A 22,813-nucleotide genomic window follows, 5' to 3' on the forward strand; every position below is an offset into this window, starting at 1 on the left:
CCTTCATGGACCTCAGGTCCATGAAGGTCACCCTCATGCCCGTTTTGGCTGGTCAAAGCAGGGGTAAGAGAGCACTCAGGTTTCCCGAAGGGTGCGCTAAGGGCCACTTCGTAGCTTCTTCCCGTAGACGGAACATGGGGGGTGTGACGGGTGGGAAGCAGCTGGCTGGTCTGTCCTCGGCCGAGGCCGGACGCGGCACTGCGGGTGGTGTGCGTGCCCTACGCGGGTGGCGGTGCGTCGGCCTTCTGGGACTGGGCGGACCTGCTGGGCGACGGCGTCGAGCTGTGGTGCGCGGTGCTGCCCGGACGGGAACGGCGGTTCGCCGAGCCCGCGGCCACCGAGCCGGCGGAGATCGCGGCGCCACTGGCCGAGGCGATCCGCGAGGAGATCCGCGGGCCGTTCGTGTTGTTCGGCCACAGCATGGGCGGGCTGATCGCGTTCGACGTCGCCAGGAGGCTGGGTGACGGGGTCCGGCACCTCTTCGTGTCCGCGACCTGCGCGCCGCACCTGGGGTTGCGCGACGAACCCCACCTGCTCGACGACGACGGCCTGCTCGACTGGATGACCCTGCTCGGCGGCGTCCCCGCGGACCTGTTGGCGCACAAGGAGATGCTCGGGCTGCTCTTGCCCACGTTGCGCGCCGACCTGACGGTGTGCGCCCGCTACCGCGGCATGAGCGACGTGATCGACGTGCCCATCACCGCGTTCGCCGCCACCGGCGACCCGCTCGCGACCGAGGCCGAGGTCGCCGCCTGGCAGCGCTACACCACCGCCGGCTTCGACCTCGTGGTCCGGCCCGGTGGCCACTTCTACCTCAAAGACGATCCGGCAGTGGTGACCCGCGCTCTCGCGGTGACCGCTGGGGAAGGTGTGCAGTGACCGAACAATCCCGCGGCCGGCAGCAGATCTGGTTCTCCGACCAGCTCGCGCCGGACGCCACGTTCAACACCGTTCCGGTGTACGTGGAGATCACCGGCGAGCTGGACACCTACGCGCTCGCCGCCGCGCTGACGGCGGTGGTGAACCGGCACGAGCCGTTGCGCACCAGCTACCGGCTCGACGGCACCGACCTCGTCCCGGACATCGCGCTGGAGGCCCACGTCTCGGTCGCCACGCGCGATCTGCGCGACCTCGCCCCCGCCGAACTGACGGCGCGCAAGGAAGCGTTGGTGGCCAACGAACTCAGCCGCCGCATCGACATCTCCAGCGGTCTGCCGCTGCGGGTCGTCCTGCTGCGCCTGGCCGACGATCTGCACGAGCTCGTCCTGCTGGTGCACCACATCGCGATCGACGGGGCGTCCGTAGCGGTGCTCCAGGACGAGCTGCTGCGGAGCTACCAGGCCGCGGTCGACGGCCAGGACGTGTCGCTGTCCCGGCCGCTGGTCCCGTACCGCGACGTCGCCGTATCGACCGGGAACGTCGGCTACTGGCTCGATGAGCTCGCCGACCTGCCGGAACCACTGGAACTTCCCGGCATCCGCACCCGTCCGGCACAGCCCGACTTCACCGCCGAGTCGCTGCCGCTCGTAGTACCCGAGGAGCTGGCGGACGCCGTGCGACGGGTCGCGAGCACGCACCGGTCGTCACCGTTCATGGTGCTGCTGACCGCGTTCTCCGTGCTGCTGCACCGGTTGACCGGTTCCTCCGACGTCGTGGTCGGCTCGCCCTCCGCCGGACGCGAGCACGCCGACACGCACGACCTGGTCGGTTACTTCGTCAACATGCTCGCGCTGCGCGTGCGGCTCGGCTGGGACCCGTCCTGCACCGAGGCCATGGACCTCGTGCGCAACACGGTGCTCGACGCCCTCGACCACCGCGACGCGCCCTTCCACCAGGTCGTCGAGGCGCTCGGCCAGGCGGGCGACGTGGACCGGCACCCGGTCTTCCAGGTGGTCTTCGCGTCACCGCCGCCGCTGGCAGGACCGCAGGCCGCGGGCGGGTGCGTCTTCACGTTCACCCAGGGCACCAGCAGCCAGGGGCTCTACGACCTCGAACTGCAGCTGCCCGACTCGGGCACCGGCGAGATGCGCGGCTGGGTCAAGTTCCGCACCGCGCTCTACCAGCGGGCCGACGTCCAGGACCTCACCGAGCGCTTCACGACCGTGCTCGGCCAGATCACCACCACGCCGCAGGCGCGGCTGTCGAACCTGTCCCTGCTCTCCGCCGACGAGCACGGCCGGATCGTCCGCGACCTCAACGCCAACGCGACCGCCTACCCCGGCGCGACGCTGGTCGAGCTGTTCGAACAGACCGTCGACCGGTTCGCCGGGGACGTCGCCGTCGAGTTCGGCACGACCCGGCTCACCTACGCGGAACTGGACCAGCGCGCCAACCGCCTCGCCACCCACCTCGGCTCGCTGGGCGTGGCGGAAACGCCGGTCGGCATCCTGCTGGAACGCGGCGTGGACTGGATCGTCGCCGCGATCGCCGTGCTCAAGGCCGGTGGCGCGTACCTGCCGCTCGACCCGGAGTACCCGCTGGAACGCTTGCAGGCCTTGTGTTCCGACGCCGGTGCGACCGCGGTGGTCTCCGACCGGCCGGTGACGCTGTCCGGTGTCGCGCTGGTCGACCTCTCGACCATGGTCCTCACCTGCCCCGTCGATCGTCCACAGAGGACCATCACGCCGGACGACCTCGCGTACGTGATGTACACGTCCGGCTCGACCGGCATGCCGAAGGGCGTGTGCGTCAGCCACCGCAACGTGGTCCGGCTGGTCCGCGACACCAACTACGTCGAGTTCGCGCCGGGTGACCGGGTCGCGCAGGCGTCCACCACGACGTTCGACGCGGCGACGTTCGAGATCTGGGGCGCGCTGCTCAACGGTGGCCGGCTGATCGGGCTGCCCAAGGACATCGCGCTCGACCCGGCGGCGCTGGGGGAGTGGTTGCGCGCCAACGAGATCGACACACTGTTCCTCACCACCTCGGTCGCCATGCACGTGGCACGGGAGGCGCCCGCCGCGCTGTCGGGGTTGCGCTACTTCGTCTTCGGCGGCGAGCAGCCGGACAGCCACGCGGTCGCGACGCTCGTCGCGCACCCCGGCGGTCCCGAGCACGTCGTCAACGGCTACGGGCCGACCGAGACCACGACCTTCGCGTCGAGCCACGAGTGCGACCGCGCCGAAGCCCGGATTCCGCTGGGCCGGGCGCTGAGCAACACCCAGCTGTACGTGCTGGACGCGTACCTGGAGCCGGTGCCGCCGATGGTCGTCGGCGAGCTGTGCATCGGCGGGGACGGCGTCGGTCGCGGCTACGTGGGCAACCCGGAGCTGACCGCCGAACGGTTCGTGCCCGACCACCTGGGCGGCAAGCCCGGTGCGCGGCTGTACCGGACCGGTGACCTCGCGCGGTTGTTGCCCGGAGGGACGTTCGAGTACCTGGGCCGTGCCGACCGGCAGGTCAAGATCCGCGGTTTCCGGATCGAGCCGGGCGAGGTCGAGGCCTGCCTGCACTCGTCGGGACTGGTGCGTCAGGCCGTGGTCGTGCCGCGTGAGGACGCCGCGGGCGACGTCAGCCTGGTCGGGTACGTCGTGCTGGAGCAGCAGGGCGCCGACCAGCTCGACGAGCTGATGCGGCACGTGCGGGACGCGCTGCCCGCGTACCTGGTGCCGTCCGCGCTGGTGCCGCTGGAGTCACTTCCGCTGACCCGCAACGGAAAGCTGGACCTGCGCGCGTTGCCGGCCCCGGAGATCACCGACGAGCCCGAGGCGGACGAACCGCGCACGCTGGTCGAGGTGGCCGTCGCGACCATGTGGCGGCAGGTGCTCGGCGCGGAGTCGATCGGGCGCGACACCAACTTCTTCGATCTCGGCGGCCACTCGCTCAAGGCCGCCCGCATCCTCTCGCGCATCGAGGGCGAGCTGGGGGTCCGGCTCCCGATGCGGTCGCTGTTCGACCACCCGACGGTCGCGGGCATCGCGACCGAGGTCGAGCGGCTGCGTGACACCACACCCGTTTCCGTTGGCGCACCGGCCATCCGCGCCGAGGCCAGGTCCGGTCTTTCCGTCGCCGACCTGCTCGATCTGTGAAAGACCTGGAGGGGAAATCGTGCAGGACGTGTTGCGGCGCTTGAAGGCGCTGGATCCAGAACGACGTGCGGCCGTGTTCGCGCAGCTCGCCGAACGCGGCGAGGAGTTCAACGTGCACCCGGTGTCGTCCGGGCAGCGCCGGCTGTGGCTGCTCGACCAGCTGCACCCCGGCAGCCCGGTCTACAACGTGCCGTACGCCTTCCGGCTGCGCGGCAGGGTCGACGCCGATGCGCTGGCAGCGGCGCTGCTCGAGGTCGGCCGGCGGCACGAGGTGCTGCGGACCGTGTTCCTCGACCTCGACGGTGATCCGCGTCAGGTGATCCTGCCGGAGCCGCAGTTCTCGCTCGTGGTGACGCAGCTCGACGTGGCCGTCAACCTGCGCGACGGCTTCGTGTCGGAACGTGCCGCGAACGCCGCGCGGGAGCCGTTCGATCTGGCCGATGGTCCGCTGCTGCGGGCCGAGCTGGTCGTGTTCGACTCGCGTGACGCGCTGCTGTTGATCAGCATGCACCACATCGTGTGCGACGGCTGGAGCACGCAGCTGCTGTTCGCCGAGCTGCAGGCTGCCTATTCCGGCGGCGATCTCGGTCCCGTGCCGACCCAGTACCTGGACTTCAGCCGCTGGCAGACCGAGTGGCTGAGCGGGCAGGACGGCGTGCGGCTGCTGGACTACTGGACGAAGCAGCTCGCCGGGGTGCCGCCGGTGCTGGAGCTGCCGGCCGACCACCCGCGTCCGGCGATGATGAAGATGCGCGGTGGCGCCGAGAGCTTCGCCTGGCCCGCCGAGCTGAAGGACCGGCTCGACGAGTTCTGCCTGGCCGAGCGCGTCACGCCGTTCATGGTGCTGCTCACCGCGTGGAACGTGTTGCTGCACCGCTATTCCGGCGCCGACGACCTCGTGGTCGGCACCAACGTCGCCAACCGCCGGGCGGAGATCGAGAACGCGATCGGCTTCTACGTCAACACGGTCGCGATTCGCACCGCGGTGGACCCGTCGGTCAGCTTCCGGTCGTTGCTGCACCAGGTTCGGGACACGACGCTGGCGGCCCAGCAGCACCAGGACCTGCCGTTCGAGCGGGTCGTCGAGGCGCTCGCACCGCCGCGCAGCACCGCGCACCAGCCGGTGATCCAGACGATCGTCGGCATGGAGGACAGCCAGCACGAGATCTTCGCGCTGCCCGGTGTCTCGGTGGAGCGGGTCGCGTCGCACTCGGGTACCGCCAAGTGGGATCTGGAGCTCGGCGTCACGTCGACCGAGGGCGGGATCAGCGGCCTGCTGGAGTACGACAGCGCGCTGTACGAACCCGCGACCGTCCGCCGGTTGCTCGGCCACCTGGAAACGTTGCTCTCGGCCGGTGTGACCGAGCCGGAGCTCGCGGTCGGCCGGCTGCCGATGCTGACGTCCGCGGAGCGCGCGCAGCTCGTCGACGAGTGGAACCCGCCCGTCGAGCCGCGGCTGGACGGCGTGCTCGTGCACGAGCTGGCGGAGGCGACCGCGGACCGCACGCCCAATGCCGTCGCGCTGGTGTTCGAGGACCAGGAGCTCACCTACCGGCAGCTCGACGAGCGGGCGAACCAGCTCGCACACCGGTTGCGCGCACAGGGCATCGGCCGTGGCGACCTGGTCGGCATCAGCCTGCCCCGGTCCATCGACCTCGTGGTCGCGCAGCAGGGCGTGCTCAAGTCCGGCGCCGCCTACGTGCCGCTCGACCCCGAGTACCCGGCTGACCGCCTCGCCTACATGGTGTCCGACTCCAGTGCACGCGTAGTCGTGACGCTCGCGCGGTTCGCCGAGCGCTTCCCCGGCGTGGAGACGTTGCCGCTGGACGAGACCGACCTCTCGGACCTGCCGATCGACCGTCCACAGCGGACTCTGGAACCGGACGACCTGGCGTACGTGATCTACACGTCCGGCTCCACCGGCAAGCCGAAGGGCGCCATGCTGCCGCACCGGGGCGTGGTCAACCTCGCGGACGAACTGGCCAGGATGATCGGCATCGGGCCGGACAACCGGATGCTGCAGTTCGCGTCGTTCAGCTTCGACGTGTCGGTCGCCGACATCATGGTGACCCTGAGCTCGGGCGCCACGGTCGTGCTGGCCGCGCAACACGATCTGCAGCCCGGCCCCGACCTGGCCCGCACGATCAACTCGCAGCGCGTCGACATGGCCTGCCTGCCGCCGACCGTGCTGCGGCTGACCGATCCGGCGCTGGTCCCCGGCCTGCGCACGCTGATGGCCGGCGGCGAGGCCTGCCCGGACGAGGTGGCCGCCGCGTGGGCACCGGGCCGGACGTTCATCAACATCTACGGCCCGACCGAGGCCAGCATCTGGATCACGTCCTCGTACTGCGACGGCACCGAGAGCCCGCTGCCGATCGGTCGTCCGATCGCCGGCAACACGGCGTACGTGCTGGACGAGAACCGCGAGCCGCTACCGATCGGCGTGCCGGGAGAGCTGTACCTCGGTGGTGTGCAGGTGGCCCGCGGCTACCTGAACCGGCCGGAGCTCACGTCCGAGCGGTTCGTGTCCGACCCCTTCACCGCTGACGGCCGGCTCTACCGCACCGGTGACCTCGCGCGGTTCCTGCCGAACGGGCAGATCGAGTTCCTGCGGCGCATGGACAACCAGATCAAGCTGCGCGGCTACCGGATCGAGCTGGGCGAGATCCAGACCGCCGTGGCGCAGCACCCGTCGGTGCGCGCGGCGGTCGTCATCGCCCGCGAGGACGTGCCGGGCGACGTGCGGCTGGTCGCGTACGCGGTGGCCGCCGAGGGCCATCGGATCGACGCTGCCGAACTGCGTGCGCACCTGCGGCGCGGGCTGCCGGAGTACATGGTGCCGAGCGCGTTCGTGGCGGTGCCGACGATTCCGCGCAACCCCAACGGGAAGCTCGACCACCGGGCGCTGCCCAAGCCGGAGTCGGTGCGGGACGAGCGGCCGGTCGTCGCGGCGGGCACGACCACCGAACGCACGATCACGGGGGTCTGGCGCGAGGTGCTGAGGACGGATCGGATCGGCGCCGAGGACAACTTCTTCGACCTGGGCGGGAACTCCGTGCTGCTGGTCAAGGCTCGGAGCAAGTTGGCCGAGGCGTTCGAGCGCGAGGTTCCGACGGTCACGTTGTTCACGTACCCGACCGTCCGCGCTTTGGCAGCGCACTTCGACGGGGCGGGCAAGGCCGCGCACTTCGACGGGGCGGGTCAGGCGGAACAGCGCACCGCCGGTGGCCGTCAGGCACTGCTGACACGGGGGAGAAAGTCGTGACCGAGTACACCGGACTGGAGATCGCGGTAGTCGGCATGGCCGGCCGCTTCCCCGGATCATCCACAGTGGACGAGTTCTGGGCGAACGTGCTCGCCGGTACGCCCGGCGTGCGCCGCTTCACCGACGAGGAGCTCGAGGCCGCAGGCGTGTCGGCGGAACAGCGCGCAATGCCGGGCTTCGTACCGATGGGCGGACCGCTGGACGGCATCGAGTTCTTCGACGCCAAGCTGTTCGGGTACAGCCCGCGTGACGCGGCCGTGCTCGATCCGCAGCAGCGGGTGTTTCTGGAGTGCTCGTGGCACGCGCTGGAGCACGCCGGGCACCTGGGCAGGAGCGAGAACGTCGTCGGCGTCTACGCGTCGGCGAGCATCAACACCTACCTGTTGCGGCACCTGCTGAACAACCCGGCCGTGCCGGGCGGTCTGCAGCCGCTGGACCTGTTGCTGGCCAACGACAAGGACACGCTCGCCAGCCGGGTCGCCTACCACCTCGACCTGACCGGGCCCGCGATCACCGTGCAGACGGCGTGCTCGTCGTCGCTGGTGACGATCCACGTGGCGTGCCAGGCGTTGCTGGGCCACGACTGCGACATCGCACTCGCCGGTGGCGTGTCGATCCGGCCGCCGGTGCACGAGGGCTACCAGCACACCGAGGGCGGCATCCTGGCCGCGGACGGGCAGTGCATGCCGTTCGACGCCAATGCTCACGGCGTGGTCGCGGGCAACGGTGCCGCGGCCGTGGTGCTGCGCCGGCTGGAGGACGCGCTGCGGGACGGTGACACGATCTACGCCGTCGTGAAGGGCACCGCCGTCAACAACGACGGCGCGGACAAGGTCGGCTTCACCGCGCCGAGCGTGAACGGCCAGGCGCGGGTCATCAGGGCGGCGCACGCGCTGTCCGAAGTGGACTCGTCGACGATCGGGTACGTCGAGGCGCACGGCACCGCCACGCCACTCGGTGACCCGATCGAGGTGGCCGCGCTGACTCAGGCGTTCGTCACCCCGCCGGAGGCCTGTGCGCTGGGCTCGGTCAAGGCGTTGATCGGGCACCTGGACGCGGCGGCCGGTGTCGCCGGGTTCGTCAAGGCCTCGCTCGCCGTGCAGCACGGCGTGGTGCCGCCGAGCCCGTACTTCACCGCGCCCAACCCCGAGACCGGCTTGCAGGACAGCCCGTTCTTCGTCAGCCGTGAGGCGCGGGAGTGGCCAGGGCCGCAACCGCGCCGGGCCGGGGTCAGCGGGTTCGGCATGGGCGGCACGAACGCGCACGCCGTGCTGGAGGAGCCGCCGTCACGCCCGCCGATGGCAGCGAGCAGGTCACGGCAGCTGCTCGTGTTGTCGGCCGCGTCCGAGGAGGCGTTGGAGGACAGCAGGCAGCGACTGGCGGCACACCTCGCCCACGACGGCGCGCCGCTGGCGGACGTGTCGCACACCCTGCGCACCGGGCGCCGGGCGTTGCGGCACCGGCTGGCCGTGGTCGCAGGTGACCGAACCGAGGCCTGCCTGCTCCTCGGTCAGCCGTGGACCGGATCCGGGGATCGGCGGGAGGCCGTGTTCCTGTTCCCCGGCCAGGGATCGCAGTACGCGGGTATGGCCGGGCAGCTGGACCAGGAGGAGCCGGTGTTCCGCGCGGCGCTCGACGAGTGCGCCGCGCTGGTGCCGTTCGACCTGCGTGAGGTGCTCGGCGACGCGGAACGGCTGACGCGCACGCGGTTCACCCAGCCCGCGCTGTTCGCGGTCGAGTACGCGCTGGCGAAGCTGTGGGAGCACTGGGGTGTGCGGCCGAGTGCGATGCTCGGGCACAGCGTCGGCGAGTACGTCGCGGCCTGCCTGGCCGGGGTCATGTCGCTGGCCGAGGCACTGGAACTGGTCGTGGCCCGCGGTGAGCTGATGGACCGGCTGCCCGGTGGCGCGATGCTGTCGGTGCCACTGGGCGCGGATCAGCTGAACCTGCCCGGGGACGTGAGCCTGGCGGCGAGCAACGCGCCGAACCTGAGCACGGTCGCGGGCACGTTCGAGGCAGTGGAACGGTTCGAGGCACAGCTGGCCGAGCGTGGGATCACCAGCCGCCGGCTGCACACCTCGCACGCCTTCCACTCGGCGATGATCGACCCGATGCTGGCCGAGTTCGGCGAGCGGGTGCGCCGGGTTGCGTTGCGAGCGCCGCAGATTCCCTTTGTCTCCAACGTGTCCGGCACTTGGATCACGGCGGAGGAGGCGACGGACCCGGCCTACTGGGTGCGGCACGCCCGCGCCGCCGTGCGATTCAGCGAGGGCCTGCAGGTCGTGCTCGCCGACGGACCGGTCGCCGTGCTGGAAGTCGGGCCCGGCAACGTGCTGCAGACGCTCGCCAGGCAGCACGACCTGGCCGGTGGCGCGGCTTTCGGGTCGCTGCGGCATCCGCGCGAGGACAAGCACGACCTGGACACGATGCTGGCCGCGCTCGGCCGGTTGTGGATCGCGGGCGTCCCGGTGGATCTGGGTGCGCCGACGGCAGACGAGTGCAGGTACCGGGTTCCGTTGCCGCAGTACCCGTTCAAGCGGGAACGGCACTGGGTCGACCTGCCAGGAGCGGCCAGGCACGTCGAGGTCGTGGAGGAACGGGCCGAGTCCGCGCAGACCGTCCTCGACGGCGATCTGGCGGTCATCACCGGGATCTGGCAGGAGCTGCTCGGCGTCGCGAGGATCGCGCCGCACGACGACTACTTCGAGCTGGGCGGGCATTCGCTGCTGGCGACCCAGATCCTGGCGCGGATCACCGACGCGCTCGGGGTCGTCCTGCCGGCGGGCGCGATCTTCGAGGCGCCCACCCCTGCCCGGCTGGTCGCGCTGGCCGAACGGTTGCGCGCGGAACAGCAGTCAGCGGAAGAAGACGACGACGAGTTCGCCCGGCTGCTCGCCGAGATCCGCGACATGTCACCGGAAGAGCTGCGGGCCGAACTGGACCGCGAGCGGGACGCCCAGGAGATCTCCCAGTCATGACAGACAACCTGACCAGCTCACTCACCGAGGAGCAGCGCCAGCTGCTGGCGTTGCGGCTGCGCAACGCCGACCGCTCCCAGCCGGTGTCGTTCACCCAGGAACAGCTGTGGTTCCTCGACCGCCTCGATCCCGGCAACCCCGCCTACGCGATCCCGTTCGGGATCAGGCTGACCGGGCCGCTCGACCGCACCGCGCTCGAACTGGCCATCGCCCAGGTGGTGGACCGGCACTCCGCGCTGCGCACCACGTTCTTCGAGCGTGACGGCGAGCTGCGGCAACGAGTACGCGACGACGTGTCGATCGCCGTCGAGGTCACGGACCTGACCGGGCAGCCGGAGGACGCCCAGCGGATCGCCGCCGAGCACGCCCGGCGCGTGTTCGACCTGAGCGCGGGTCCGCTGGTGGCGTTCCGGCTCGTCGTGCTCGGCGAGGAAGAGCACCTCCTGCTGGTGACCGCGCACCACATCGTGTTCGACGCCGCGTCGGCCGAGGTGTTCGGCGCCGACCTGGCCGCGTTCTACGGCGGCGAGAAGCTGCCGGAGCCGACCACCTCGCTGGGCCGGCACGCCGCCGCCGAACGACGCAGGCTGACCAGCGAGGTGATGGACGAGCACCTGGCCTACTGGCGGGAAAGGCTCGCCGGCAGCCCGGTCCGGTCGACCGTGCCACCGGACCTGCCGCGCCCGGCCGTCCAGACGCACACCGGAGGCCGCCGTCACTTCGTCGTGCCGCGAGACCTGACCGAACGGCTTGCCGCACGGGCCCGTGAGCTCGGCGTGTCGCTGAACGCGGTGGTGCTCAGCGGGTTCGCGGCGCTGCTCGGTCAGATCACCGCGCAGGAACGGGTGCTGCTCGGCATGCCGGTCAGCGGCCGCGGCCGGACCGAGCTGGAGTCGATGATCGGCTCGCTGGCGAACGTGCTGGTGCTGCGGGTCGACGTACCGGACGCGCCGGTGAACGAGGTGATCCGCGGCACGCACCGCGCGATCAGCGAGGCCTACGCCCACCAGGACGCGCCCTACGCGCGGGTGGTGGAGGCAGTCGACCCGCCGCGTGACCCGAGCCAGAACCCGTTGTTCCAGGCCATGCTCAGCCTCACCGAGGCAACCGCGGTGCGGCTGGCGGGCGGTGTCGAGTTCAGTCCGTTCGAGGTCGACAACGGGCTCACCGACTTCGACCTCTTCGCCGTGCTGTCCAGAGTGGACGGTGAACTGCGCGGGGTGCTCGGCTACAACGCGGACCTCTACCTCGACGAGACGGTCCGTGAGCTGGGCGAGCAGTTCCTCGCCGTGCTGACCGGCATCGCGGACGCGCCGGAGCGGTCCGTGCGGCGCAGGCAGCGGATCTCGATCGCCGCGACCTTCACCGCGGACCCCGTGCGCGAGCCGTTGACCGTGCTCAACGGCGTGCTGCGGTTGCCGGTCGACGTCGAACTGGCGCCGTACCAGCAGATCGTGCAGCACCTGCTCGGCGGTGACGACGGCCGCCTCGCCGATGTGGTGCTGCTGCGCTGGGAAGACTGGCTGCGGCACGGCGACGCTCTGGAGGCGAGCTGGCAGGAGCTGGAGACGGCCGTCGCGGCGTACCGCCAGCGCTCGACCGCGCCCCTGTACCTCGTCGTGTGCCCGTCCGAGCAAGCTTTCGGGCGCCTCGACGACCGGCTCGCCGTGCTCGCGGACCAGACCGAGGGCGTGCACGCCGTGTGGTTCGCGGACTGGGCGGACGCACTGCCGGTCGGCGTCACGTTCGACACGCAGGCCGACAAGCTCGGCCACGTCCCCTACACACCGGAGATGTTCGCCGCGCTGGCGATCCTGCTGACCCGCAAGCTGCACACAGGTGACCGGATGCATCTGCTGGACACCGATCTCGGTGTCCCGGCGGCATTGGCCGAGCGCGCGGCACCCACCGTGCGTGCCGTGGCGATCGACACCCCGCCGGTCGCCCCGCGCACCGGCACCGAGCAGCGGCTCGCCGAGGTGTGGCGGGAGGTGCTGAAGCTCGACGAGGTCGGCGTGACGCACGACTTCTTCGCTCTGGGCGGCCACTCGCTGCTCGCGACGCAGCTGTTGTCCAAGGTGCACGCGGAGTTCGGCGTCGACGTGTCGCTGCACGCCCTGTTCACCCACCCGACCGTCGAGGCACTGGCCGGGCTCGTCGACGAGCCGCAGGAGACCGGGCATCCGCTGTCGCCGGTATCCCGCACCGGTTCTCTCGAACTGTCGGCCATCCAGCAGCGCATGTGGGCGGCGACCCAGCTCGACACCACCACGACCCGGATGAACACCACGTTCGCGGTGCTGCTGCGGGGTTCGCTGGACGTCACGGGCCTGCGTCGCGCGGTCGCGGAAGTCGTGCAACGGCACGAGATCCTGCGCACGACGTTCACCGAGCGGGACGGCCGGCCGGTCATGGTCGTGCACGACGACCTCGACTGCTGGCTGCCCGAAGCCGAGGGTTCGCCAGAAGAGTTCCTGCTGGAGCACACGAACCACGTGTACGACCTGGAGAACGGGCCGCTGCTGCGGGTTCGGCTGGTGCACACTTGGGAGCACGAGCACCACCTGCTGCTCGGCATGCACCACATCATCTGCGACAACACGTCCTGGGGCGTGCTGCTCGCCGAGCTGTCCGCGGGCTACGCCACGCGCGAGTTGCCGTCGCTGCCGGTCCAGTACGCGGACTACGCGGCGTGGCAACAGGAACTGCTCACCGAGGACGCGCTCGAACCGCACCTGACCTACTGGCGCGAGCGGTTGCGCGACGCGCCCTCGCAGCTGGAGATGCCCGCGGAACGACCGGAGCGCAACGAGACCGTGCGCGCCACGTCCGTGGTGCCGGGCGCGGTCGCGGAGGCGTTGCGGGAGCTGGCCCGTGCCGAGGGCAGCACGCCGTTCGCCACGCTGCTCGCGGCCTACGCGGTGGTGCTGTACCGGCGCAGCGCGCAGCCGGACGTCGTGCTGAGCGTGCCGCAGCAGGGCAGGCCGCGGCCGGAGGTGGAGCACCTGATCGGCTGCTTCACCGACCTGCTGCCGATTCGCGTCGATCTGGGCGGACGCCTCACGTTCCGGCAGATCCTGCAACGCGTGCACCGCGCGATGGTCGACGGGTACCAGCACGGGGACGTGCCGTTCTCGAGCGTCGCCCACGTCCTGCCGCGGCAGAAGGGCCGTCACCCCGTCTACCAGTGCGCGTTCAACTACGCGGACCTGCCCGACGAGGCGATGTCGTGGCCGGGGCTCGAACTGGAGCCGCTGGAGGTGCCGGTCACGAGCCTCGACTTCGACCTGTTCCTCACGCTGACCACCGAGCACGGTGAACTGGCCGCGACGCTGGAGTACAGCGCCGATTTGTTCACGGGTGGGGGCGCGGACGAGCTGCTCACGTCGTTCGTCACGCAGCTGGGCGAGCTGGTGGACACCCCGGACAAGCCGATCGTCGTCGAGCACAAGAAGTCCGTCGTGGATGCGCGGCCGGTGAGCGTGATCTCGTCGCGTCCGGCCGGCGATGTGGTGTCAGAGCTGGACCGGTGGTCGGAACGGGCCGGGATGCCGGTGAACGTCCGGACCACCCCGGCCGGCCAGGTGCTGCGGCCGCTGCTGGACCCCGAAGCCGGACTCGACGGCGTGGAACGGGAGATGACCGCGCTGATCATTCACTGGGAGGACCTGTTCGACGGTGGGGTAGGCGCGTTCGAGATCGCCTTCGCCCGGTTGTGCGCGGCGATCGACCGGTGGAATGAGCGCACGGGTGCGCCGCTGGCCGTGCTGGCCACGTCCGCACGCGACGAGAAGCCGTGGCCCGGCGTGTTCGGACACGCTGCCGACCGGATCACCCGTCGCTTCCCGGCGGTGTCGGTCGTCGATCTGCTGACGGCCGAAGACGACCTGGGCACCGCACTCGCCCGGCTGGTGTTCGGGGATCTGCCTGATCAGGCCGAGTCCGCCGGCGTGACCGAAGCCCCGCGGACCGACGACGAACGCGCGCTCGCGGCGGTGTGGCAGGAAGTGCTGAAGGTGTCCGAGGTCGGGGTGCACGACGACTTCTTCGTACTCGGCGGCGATTCGATGACCGCGATCCAGGTGGTGTGGCTGGCGAACCAGGCCGGGATCAAGTTCACCCCGGCCCAGCTCACGGCCAAGCGCACGATCGCCGAACTGGTGCGCGTGCCGATGACCGAGGAGCAGCAAGCGCTTGCGGCCGTGTGGCGCGAGGTGCTGAAGCTGTCCGAGGTCGGGGTGCACGACGACTTCTTCGCACTCGGCGGCGACTCGATGACCGCCATCCAGGTCGTGTGGCTGGCAAACCAGGCGGGCATCAAGTTCACGCCGGCGCAGCTCACCGCGAAGCGGACCATCGCGGAGCTCTGCGCTGCGACCGCTCCGCAGTCGACGATCGACCAGGGACCGGTGGAGGGCGACTTCCCGGCGACCGGTGCCCAGCGCTGGTTCTTCGAGGCCCTGGCCACGTCGATGGTCGCGCCCGCCCACTTCAACCACCCCTACTACCTCCGGCTGCGCGTGCCGGCCACGCCCGAGCAGCTGGAGCAGGCCACGAACGCCCTGGTCGCCCACCACGACGGGATGCGCCTGCGGTTCCGCCGCGAGGGCATCGACTGGCACGCGTCGCACGGCCCGGTCGAGGGCGCGATGCCGTTCGTGTCGTTCGACGTCTCGGACGCCGCCGACCGCGAGCAGGCGATCGAAGACCACCTCAACGAGGTGCACCCGACGCTCGACATCGCGGCAGGTCCGCTGGCCAAGGTCGTCCACTTCGGACTGGGCGGCCGCGAGCCGGACCGGGTGATGGTCATCTGCCACCACCTGGTCACCGATGGCGTGTCGCGGGCACTGATCCTGGAGGACTTCCAGAACGCGTTGCGTCAGGTGATCGCGGGGGAACCGGTCGATCTCGGACCGAAGACGACCGCGTTCAAGGACTGGGCGCTCAAGCTCGACGAGTACGCCCGCGGCCCGGAGCCGATGCGGGAGCTGGCGTTCTGGGAGAAGCAGGCGCCGGGTGCGGAGGAGATCACGGCCGACCTGCCGGGCGAGAACACGTTCGGCGTCATGAAGGACATCCACACGACCATCGACGCCGAGACCACCGCGCGGCTGCGCGATCTGGCCAAGGCGCACCAGGTCGGCGTCAGCGACCTGCTGATCTGGGCGTCCGTGCGGATGGCGGCGGACCGGTCGGGCAGTCCTGAATGGACGATCTCGACCACCGGGCACGGGCGGGAGGCGTTGTTCGACGGCCTCGACCTGTCCAGGACGGTCGGCTGGTTCCAGGTGATGTACCCGGTGCGGCTCACGCTGCCCGCGGACACCGACGACGCGGGAGCGGTCGTCGCGCTGGCCGGGCAGCTCAAGCAGGTGCCGGTCAACGGCCTCGGCTACGGCCTGCTCCGGTACAACAACCCGGATCCGGCGGTGCGGCAACGGCTGGAGACGCCGAACCCGCAGCTGACCGTCAACTACGCCGGCGCGTTCGGCTTCACCGACATCTCCAGCGCGGACGAGCTGTTCGGCCTCTGCGACCAGGAACTGGGTGTCCTGCAGGACAAGGGAACCGTGTGGCCGGGCCGGATCGACGTCGTCGGCTCGCTGGTCAACGACCGGATCCGCATCGAGATGAACTACGGCACCGAGATGTTCCTGCCCGAAACGGCGCGGCAGATGCTCACCGACATCGAAGAGCTGCTCCGTCAGCTCGTTGCACAGAACAGGAAGAAGTAATGCCCAAGCCTTCGGGATTCGGCGCGTTCACGATCATGTGGGTGGGACAGCTGCTGTCCGCACTGGGTACCCGCATGACGAACTTCGCGCTCAGCATCTGGGTGTGGCAGCACACCGGCTCGGCCACGTCGATGGCGCTGATGATGTTCTGCGGCTTCGGCTCGACGGTGCTGTTCAGCCCGATCGCGGGCAGCCTGATCGACAAGTGGAGCCGCAAGACCTCCATCATCGTCAGCGAGGTCGGGTCGATCTTCGTCACGTTCATCCTGCTGGCGTTGTTCCTCACGGACTCGACGCAGCTGTGGCACCTCTACCTCGTCAACGTGCTGACCGGCGCGCTGCTCGCGATCCAGGGACCCGCGTTCGGGGCGACCATCGCGCTGATGATGGAGAAGGGGAAGTTCCTGCGGGCCAACGCGATGATGTGGTCGGTCAAGAGCTTCCCGGTGATCTTCGCGCCGGCGTTCGCCGCGACCCTGCTCGGACTCACCGGCATCAAGCTGATCCTGCTGGTCGACGGGCTCACCTACGTGGTCGCGATCATCTCGGTGCTCGTGGTGACCATCCCGCCGGTGCCGGGGCAGAACCGGGAGAAGAGCACGTTCTGGCAGGACTGCGTGTTCGGCTTCCGCTACATCGTGGAGCGGCCTCCGCTGCTGGCGGTGCAGATCGTGCTGTTCTCCATCAGCCTCCTGGCCGCGCTGGCGTGGGCGTTGATCGTGCCGCTGGTGCTGGCCCGCACGCTGGGCGACGAGGGCACGCTGGGCCTGGTGCAGAGCATCGGCGCGGTCGGCGGTGTGCTGGGCGGTGTGCTGCTCGGCGTCATGAAGCCGCCGCGGCGCAAGATGCTGGTGGTGCTCGGCGCGATCCTGGTGTTCAGCATCGTCGGCCGGATCGTCTACGGCGTCGGTGACGGCCTGATCGCGTGGGCCGCGGCGATGTTCTTCGTCGAGCTGACCATCCCGTTCATCGACGGCCTCGCCCAGACCATCTGGCAGGAGAAGGTCGATCCCGCCGTGCAGGGCCGCGTGTTCTCGGCCCGCAACTTCTTCGAGAACCTCTCGGTCCCGATCGGGTTCGCCGCGGCGGGTCCGCTGGTGGACAAGGTGCTGGAACCCGCGATGCGCGGGGACACCGCGCTCGCCGGCACGTTCGGCTGGATGGTCGGCACCGGACCGGGTTCGGGCATCGGCCTGCTGTTCGTGATCGTCGGCGTCCTCGGTGCCGGCGTGGGCGTGGTGGGTTTCCTCAACCGCAACGTCCGCGAGGTCGAGACGCTCGTGCCCGACTACGAGCCGGAGCCCGAGCCCGAGCGCGCTCCCCAGCCCGCGTGACCCACAGGAGACTGACATGAGCATCACCTATCGCGTCGTGGTCAACGACGAGGAGCAGTACGCGCTCTGGCCGGCCCACAAGGACAACGCGCCCGGCTGGCGCGACGCCGGGGTCGCCGGTGCCAAGGAGGAGTGCCTGGCGCACATCGGTCGCGTGTGGACGGACATGCGCCCGCTCAGCCTGCGGGGGCGGTCATGACCTTCGCCGAGGTGGTGGCCGGCGCACTGGACGTCGATCCGGCGCACGTCGTCGACGAGGCCGGTCAGGACACGCTCGCGAGCTGGACGAGCATGCGTCACATCCAGCTGATCGTGACGCTCGAGGAGGCCTACGGGCTGTCCTTCGACTACGAGGAGATCGGCGACGCGCGGACCATCCGGGCCGTCCGGGACGTGTTGCGCGCCAAGGGGGTGAAGGTCTGATGGACGTGCTCGAGGACCTCGCGGCGGTGCGCACCCGCTGGCAGGAGATCTCCAAGACCGGTGTGCGCCCGGTGGTGTCGGTCGGCCTGCTGGCCAGCTACACGATCGACCCGGTGACGCCCTACCTCGGCGTGGCGCTGCACGACGCGGGCCTGCCCGTTTCGTTCAGCACGGCGCCGTTCAACCAGATCGTGCAGCAGTGCCTGGACGACACCTCGGCGATGGCTTCGGCCCGGCCGGACGTGCTCGTGGTCGCGCCGCGGTTCGAGGAACTGGGTGCCGAGCTGCCGGCCGCGGTGGACACGGCGGTCGCGGCTGCCCGGCGGTGGGGCTCGTTCCTGATCGTCGTGCTGCCCGCGGTGCCTGAGGAGCGGGCGTACGGGCACCTCGACGACGGACGGGCGACCGGTACCGCCGCGGCGGCTCACGAGGCGCGCGAGTCGGTTCGACGGCTGCTCGCGGACCGGCCGGATGCCTGGGTGGTGGACGCGGAACAGGCGGTGCGCCTCGTCGGCACCGGGAAGGCGCACCACGCGGCGATGTTCAAGTTCGCCAAGATTCCGTACACCGAGGCGGTGTTCGCTGAGCTCGCCGCACAGCTGGCCGGTGTGCTCCGAGCGGTTTACGGGGTGACGCCGCGGGTGGTCGTGGTCGATGCCGACTCGTTGCAGGGGATGAAGCGCCCGGACGAGTTCGACCTTCGGCTCAAGCAGATCCACTCGTCGGGCGCGCGGCTGGCGTTGCGTGCCGGTCCGGAGGACGTGGACGCGTTGTGGGAGAAGCTCGCGGCGGAGTTGCCGGTGTTCAAGTGCGAGCTGATGGAGGCCTGGGCGGCCGACTGCCGGCCGGTGGCGGAGCAGGTCGCCGCGCTAGCCGGGGAGATGGGAGTGCCGGCGGAGTCCGCGGTCCTGCTCAGCGTGGGCGTGCAGCTGGGTTCCAAGCCCGACGCCTGGCCTGCCGAGCTCCTCCGCTCCGGCCTGCTCGACCGCCTCCCCGCCCCGGAAGCCGCCCCCGCGCGAGCCCCACGACCGGCCTCCACCCTGTCGCTGGCCGACTTCGTGGCCGGCCTGAACGTCGAGGTCGATCTCCAGCCTGTGACACCGGACTCGGCTGCCAAGGTCGTCGAGGTCGTGTCCAGGGCGAAGGACTTCACCCTCGGCACCGAGACGCTCGACCTGTCTGACCAGGGCCGGGAGGTGCTCGCGGTGCGCGTGCGCGACCGGTTCGGCGAGTACGGCATCAGCGGCGCGGTCGGCATCCGCCGCGACGGCGGCAAGCGCGTGGTGGACGTGTTCTCGCTGTCCTGCACGGTGCTCGGCAAGGGCGTTCAGGACGTCGTGCTCCGGCAGCTGCTCGCCGATCCCGGCGAGGTCGTCTTCCGGCACCGCCGCACACCGCACAACCAGATCACCGCCGGGTTCCTGACGGACGCCGGGGTAGCGCTCGAGGAGATCTCATGACCGTCCACTTCGGAGTCGTGTCACTCGGTCACGTGCTCGGCGAACCCGTCGACGTGGCGTCGGCGGCGTCGGACTACACCAATGATGTCGACCGCGTGCTGAGCTGGGGCTATCGCACGTTCCACCGCGCGGCGGACGGGGTCGGGCTCACCGACCTGGCCGCCGAGGCTGGCGCCAAGGCGCTGAGCAACGCGGGAGTCCAGCCGCACGAGGTGGACCTCGTCGTGCTGGCCATGTCCGACCTGTCCGAACACCTGTACTGGGACGCCGCGGGCGCCACCCAGGCGAAGATCGGCGCGAACCGGTCCGAGACCGTGCTGCTGACCCAGGCGTGCGGTGGCGGCGTGGCCGCGTTCGACATCGTCGCGGGCAAGTTCGCCACCCACCCGGACTACGAGACGGCGCTGATCATCGGCGCCAACCGGGTGTGCGAGCCGTACTGGAACCGCATGGAGATCAACACCAGCATCTTCTCCGACGGCGCCGCGGCGGCCGTGGTCCGGCGCGACCATCCGCACAACCGGTGGCTCACCACCGAGATCATCAGCGACGGCCGCTACGCCGACTTCATGATGATGGACATCGGTTCCGCCGCCCGGCCGTTCACCGGCCAGGACCCGGCCGAGGTGAAGGTGCAGAGCCCGCAGAAGCGGCTCGAGGAGTTCTTCGCGGGCGACATCCGGCGCATGTTCGAGTTCGTCTCGACGATCCGCAACAACAACCACGAGGTGGTGCGTCGCGCCTGCGCACGAGCGGGTCTCGCACCGAGCGATCTGACCAGGCTCCTGCACCTGCACGACAGCGTGCCGGCGTTGACGTTGCTGGCCAAGGATCTCGGCATGGGTCCGGAGTGGACGAACGCCGAGGTCGCCCAGGCGCACGGCCACATCGGCTGCGCCGATCAGCTGATGTCGCTGGAGCACTACCTGACGGCCGACGAGCTCACCGGCGGCGACGTCGTGGCACTGACCAGCACGGCCAGCGGCATGCACTGGCTCTGCACGCTGCTGGCGATCTGAGGGGGAGAGAACCCGTGGAAACAAAGGACATCCTCGCGCGGATCCGCGCGATGACCCGGCCCGACGCCACCGCCGACCCGGCGCTGCTGGCCGATCTGGCGCAGCTCAAGGACCTGCCGGCGTTGCTCGAAGCCGGCCGGTTGCTGGCCAGGGTACCGACCGAGCTGCTCGGCAGGTTGAGACCGCTGCGGGTCGCGATCACCGGCACGTTCACCGCCTCCGGCGTGGCGCCGCTGCTACGCGTCGCGTTGCTGGGCAAGGGGATCGCGCCGGAGATCCACGTGTCCGGCTTCGACCAGCTGGCCGTCGACCTGAGCAGTCCTGCCTCGCCGCTGGCCGAGTTCGGCCCGCAGGTGACGCTCTGCCTGCTGCACGACGACTGGTTCGTGCCCCGCGACTGGGACCCGGCCGACATGCAGGCGTTCGGCACCGCCCTGCGCGACCGCAGCCAGATGCTGGACCACCTCGTCGGCGCGTTCACCGAACGCTCCGGCAGCGCAGTCCTGGTGCACACCGTGCCGCTGTCACCGGTGGAGATGCGCGGCGTCGTGGCGTTCGACGGCCGGGCCGCGCTGGGCCGCGCGTGGCGTGAGCTGAACAGCGACCTGCTCGGCATCGCCCTGCGCCGCGACGCCGTGCACGCGCTGGACCTCGAGGCGTACCTGATCGACGCCCAGGTCCGGCTGCGCGACGAGCGGCTGTACCGCTTCGCCAGCGCGGCGTGGACCACCGAGGTCGAGTCCGTCTACGCCGCGGAGGCCGCGAACTTCTGCCGTGCGTTCCTTGGCCTGGCCAAGAAGGTTCTCGTGCTGGACCTCGACAACACCCTGTGGGGCGGCGTGGTGGGTGACGACGGCCCGAGCGGCATCCAGATCGGCCCGATGTACCCCGGCAACGCGTACCGCGAGATGCAGCGCCGCGTCGTCCAGCTCCGCAAGCAGGGGGTCGTGCTCGCGCTGGCCAGCAAGAACGAGGCCACCCTCGTCGACGAGGTGCTGACCACCCACCCGGACCTGGTGATCCGCCCGGCCGACATCGCGGCCCGCGCGGTCAACTGGGAACCCAAGGACCACAACATCCGGCGGCTGGCCGAGCAGCTCAACCTCGGCCTGGACAGCTTCGTCTTCGCGGACGACAGCACGTTCGAAACCCAGCTGGTCCGTGGCTCGGTCCCCGAGGTGACCGTCGTGCACCTGAACGGCGACCCGGCCGATCACGTGACCGCGTTGCAGCGCAACGGTTCCTTCGACGTGTTGACGACCACCGCGACCGACCGCGAACGCACCCGCCTGTACCAGGCCCGCGCCGAACGCACCGAGCTCGCCGAGTCGTTCGGCTCGGTGCAGGACTACCTGCGCAGCCTGGAGATCATCGTCTCGGTCCGCGAGGCCGACGAGTTCAGCCTGCCCAGGCTCATCCAACTGGGCCAGCGCACCAACCAGTTCAACATGATCGGCAGCTCCCACCCGGAGGCCCGCACCAGGGAGATGGCCGCCTCCGACGACCACCTAGTGCTCGTTTTCGAGGTGGCCGACCGGTTCGGCGCCGAGGGCATCGTCGGCGGCCTCTGGGTCTCGAAGCACGACGACCACTGGCTCATCGAGAACTTCGTGATGAGCTGCCGAGTCTTCACCCGAGGCGTCGAGCACACCGTCGTCCAGCACGTCGCGGACCGTGCGGCATCCGCCGGTGCGCTGCGCCTGGAGGCGTCCTTCGTTGCCACCGAACGGAACAAGGCCGCGGCCGCGTTCTACCCGGACGCAGGCTTCTCGCTCGTGTCCGAGCACCGCTACACCCTGCCGGTCGTGCCACGGCCGCAGATCAGTCCTGATTGGACGAACCTCGTCGTGGAAAGGGAGTCCGCCGATGTCTGAGGTCTTCACCGAAGTGGCCGACCTGGTCGGCCAGGTCACCGATCAGCCGGCCGAGCAGATCGCCGCCGACTCGCGCTTCGACGCGCTCACCAACTGGACGAGCTACGACGCCCTGCGCCTGCTCACCGGCATCGAGCAGCGCTTCGAGGTCCGCCTCGACCTGCAGGAGTACTTCTCCATCTCCGACGTCGGCGGCTTGGTTGCCGCCGTGTCGACCGCGAAGGAGAAGTCGGGATGATCCTGCGCATCGACCACGTCGGCGTGGTCACCAACGACCTCAAGGCCGCGGCGTTCGGCATGGGCCTGATGGACATGAAATGCACCTACTCCGACGACGTGGACTCCTATGGCGTGGCCACCTCGTTCTGGCAGTGCCCCGGCGATGACACCTCGATCGAGCTGGTGGCTCCGGTGCGTGCGGATGCCGCGGTGCACGGGCATTTGAAGCGGCTCGGGCCTGGGCTGAACCATGTGGCGTTCGAGGTCGACGACATCGATGCGGATCTGGTGGCGTTGCAGGAGCGCGGCGCGATCCTCGTGGACGAGAAGCCCTGTGTCGGCGGCCGGCCTGGGTTGCGGGTGGCGTTCGCTCACCTCGGGCCGTCGACCGGGCTGCTCGTCGAGCTCGTCGACTACGGCACCAGGGCATGATCTTCCGCGGCCGGGGACCCAGCGTCCCCGGCCACTGTCGTCC

Annotated in this window: 13 protein-coding genes; all 13 read left to right on the plus strand. The window is 70.3% G+C overall.

The window, feature by feature from the left end:
* Window positions 1-150 precede the first annotated feature (150 nt).
* The 13 genes from ACIA8G_RS27655 to ACIA8G_RS27715 are packed head-to-tail and all read left to right on the plus strand — an operon-like array spanning window position 151 to window position 22,770.
* Window positions 151-879 (plus strand): thioesterase II family protein, encoded by a 729-nt coding sequence (locus ACIA8G_RS27655; protein ID WP_396421579.1) that lies wholly within the window; start codon window positions 151-153, stop codon window positions 877-879.
* Window positions 876-4,028, plus strand: coding sequence for an amino acid adenylation domain-containing protein (locus tag ACIA8G_RS27660; protein ID WP_396421580.1), 3,153 nt, complete (start codon window positions 876-878; stop codon window positions 4,026-4,028). The genes ACIA8G_RS27655 and ACIA8G_RS27660 overlap by 4 nt, the downstream gene beginning before the upstream one ends.
* A 19-nt stretch (window positions 4,029-4,047) precedes the next feature.
* Window positions 4,048-7,293 (plus strand): amino acid adenylation domain-containing protein, encoded by a 3,246-nt coding sequence (locus ACIA8G_RS27665; RefSeq protein WP_396421581.1) that lies wholly within the window; start codon window positions 4,048-4,050, stop codon window positions 7,291-7,293.
* Window positions 7,290-10,271 (plus strand): type I polyketide synthase, encoded by a 2,982-nt coding sequence (locus ACIA8G_RS27670; protein ID WP_396421582.1) that lies wholly within the window; start codon window positions 7,290-7,292, stop codon window positions 10,269-10,271. Before ACIA8G_RS27665 ends, ACIA8G_RS27670 begins: the two co-directional genes overlap by 4 nt.
* Window positions 10,268-16,009 carry a condensation domain-containing protein gene (locus ACIA8G_RS27675; RefSeq protein WP_396421583.1) on the plus strand — a complete coding sequence of 1,914 codons (5,742 nt, stop codon included), beginning with the start codon at window positions 10,268-10,270 and terminating at the stop codon, window positions 16,007-16,009. Before ACIA8G_RS27670 ends, ACIA8G_RS27675 begins: the two co-directional genes overlap by 4 nt.
* On the plus strand, window positions 16,009-17,343 hold the full coding sequence (locus tag ACIA8G_RS27680) for an MFS transporter (protein ID WP_396421584.1): 1,335 nt from the start codon (window positions 16,009-16,011) through the stop codon (window positions 17,341-17,343). The genes ACIA8G_RS27675 and ACIA8G_RS27680 overlap by 1 nt, the downstream gene beginning before the upstream one ends.
* Window positions 17,344-17,359: 16 nt before the next feature.
* A complete protein-coding gene (locus ACIA8G_RS27685; protein ID WP_396421585.1) occupies window positions 17,360-17,542 on the plus strand; it encodes an MbtH family protein in 183 nt (60 codons plus the stop codon).
* Entirely contained in the window at window positions 17,539-17,766 is a 228-nt protein-coding gene (locus ACIA8G_RS27690; protein WP_396421586.1) for an acyl carrier protein, read from the plus strand. Before ACIA8G_RS27685 ends, ACIA8G_RS27690 begins: the two co-directional genes overlap by 4 nt.
* Complete coding sequence (locus ACIA8G_RS27695; protein ID WP_396421587.1) at window positions 17,766-19,226, plus strand: hypothetical protein; 1,461 nt, start codon at window positions 17,766-17,768, stop codon at window positions 19,224-19,226. The genes ACIA8G_RS27690 and ACIA8G_RS27695 overlap by 1 nt, the downstream gene beginning before the upstream one ends.
* Complete coding sequence (locus ACIA8G_RS27700; protein ID WP_396421588.1) at window positions 19,223-20,245, plus strand: 3-oxoacyl-ACP synthase III family protein; 1,023 nt, start codon at window positions 19,223-19,225, stop codon at window positions 20,243-20,245. The genes ACIA8G_RS27695 and ACIA8G_RS27700 overlap by 4 nt, the downstream gene beginning before the upstream one ends.
* A 14-nt stretch (window positions 20,246-20,259) precedes the next feature.
* Window positions 20,260-22,119 (plus strand): HAD-IIIC family phosphatase, encoded by a 1,860-nt coding sequence (locus ACIA8G_RS27705; protein WP_396421589.1) that lies wholly within the window; start codon window positions 20,260-20,262, stop codon window positions 22,117-22,119.
* Window positions 22,112-22,357: an acyl carrier protein gene (locus ACIA8G_RS27710; RefSeq protein ID WP_396421590.1), complete on the plus strand. Its 246-nt coding sequence runs from the start codon at window positions 22,112-22,114 to the stop codon at window positions 22,355-22,357. Before ACIA8G_RS27705 ends, ACIA8G_RS27710 begins: the two co-directional genes overlap by 8 nt.
* A complete protein-coding gene (locus ACIA8G_RS27715) occupies window positions 22,354-22,770 on the plus strand; it encodes a VOC family protein (protein WP_396421591.1) in 417 nt (138 codons plus the stop codon). The genes ACIA8G_RS27710 and ACIA8G_RS27715 overlap by 4 nt, the downstream gene beginning before the upstream one ends.
* Window positions 22,771-22,813 lie beyond the last annotated feature (43 nt).

The sequence above is a fragment of the Lentzea sp. NPDC051213 genome (assembly GCF_044455585.1).
Lineage (GTDB): Bacteria > Actinomycetota > Actinomycetes > Mycobacteriales > Pseudonocardiaceae > Lentzea.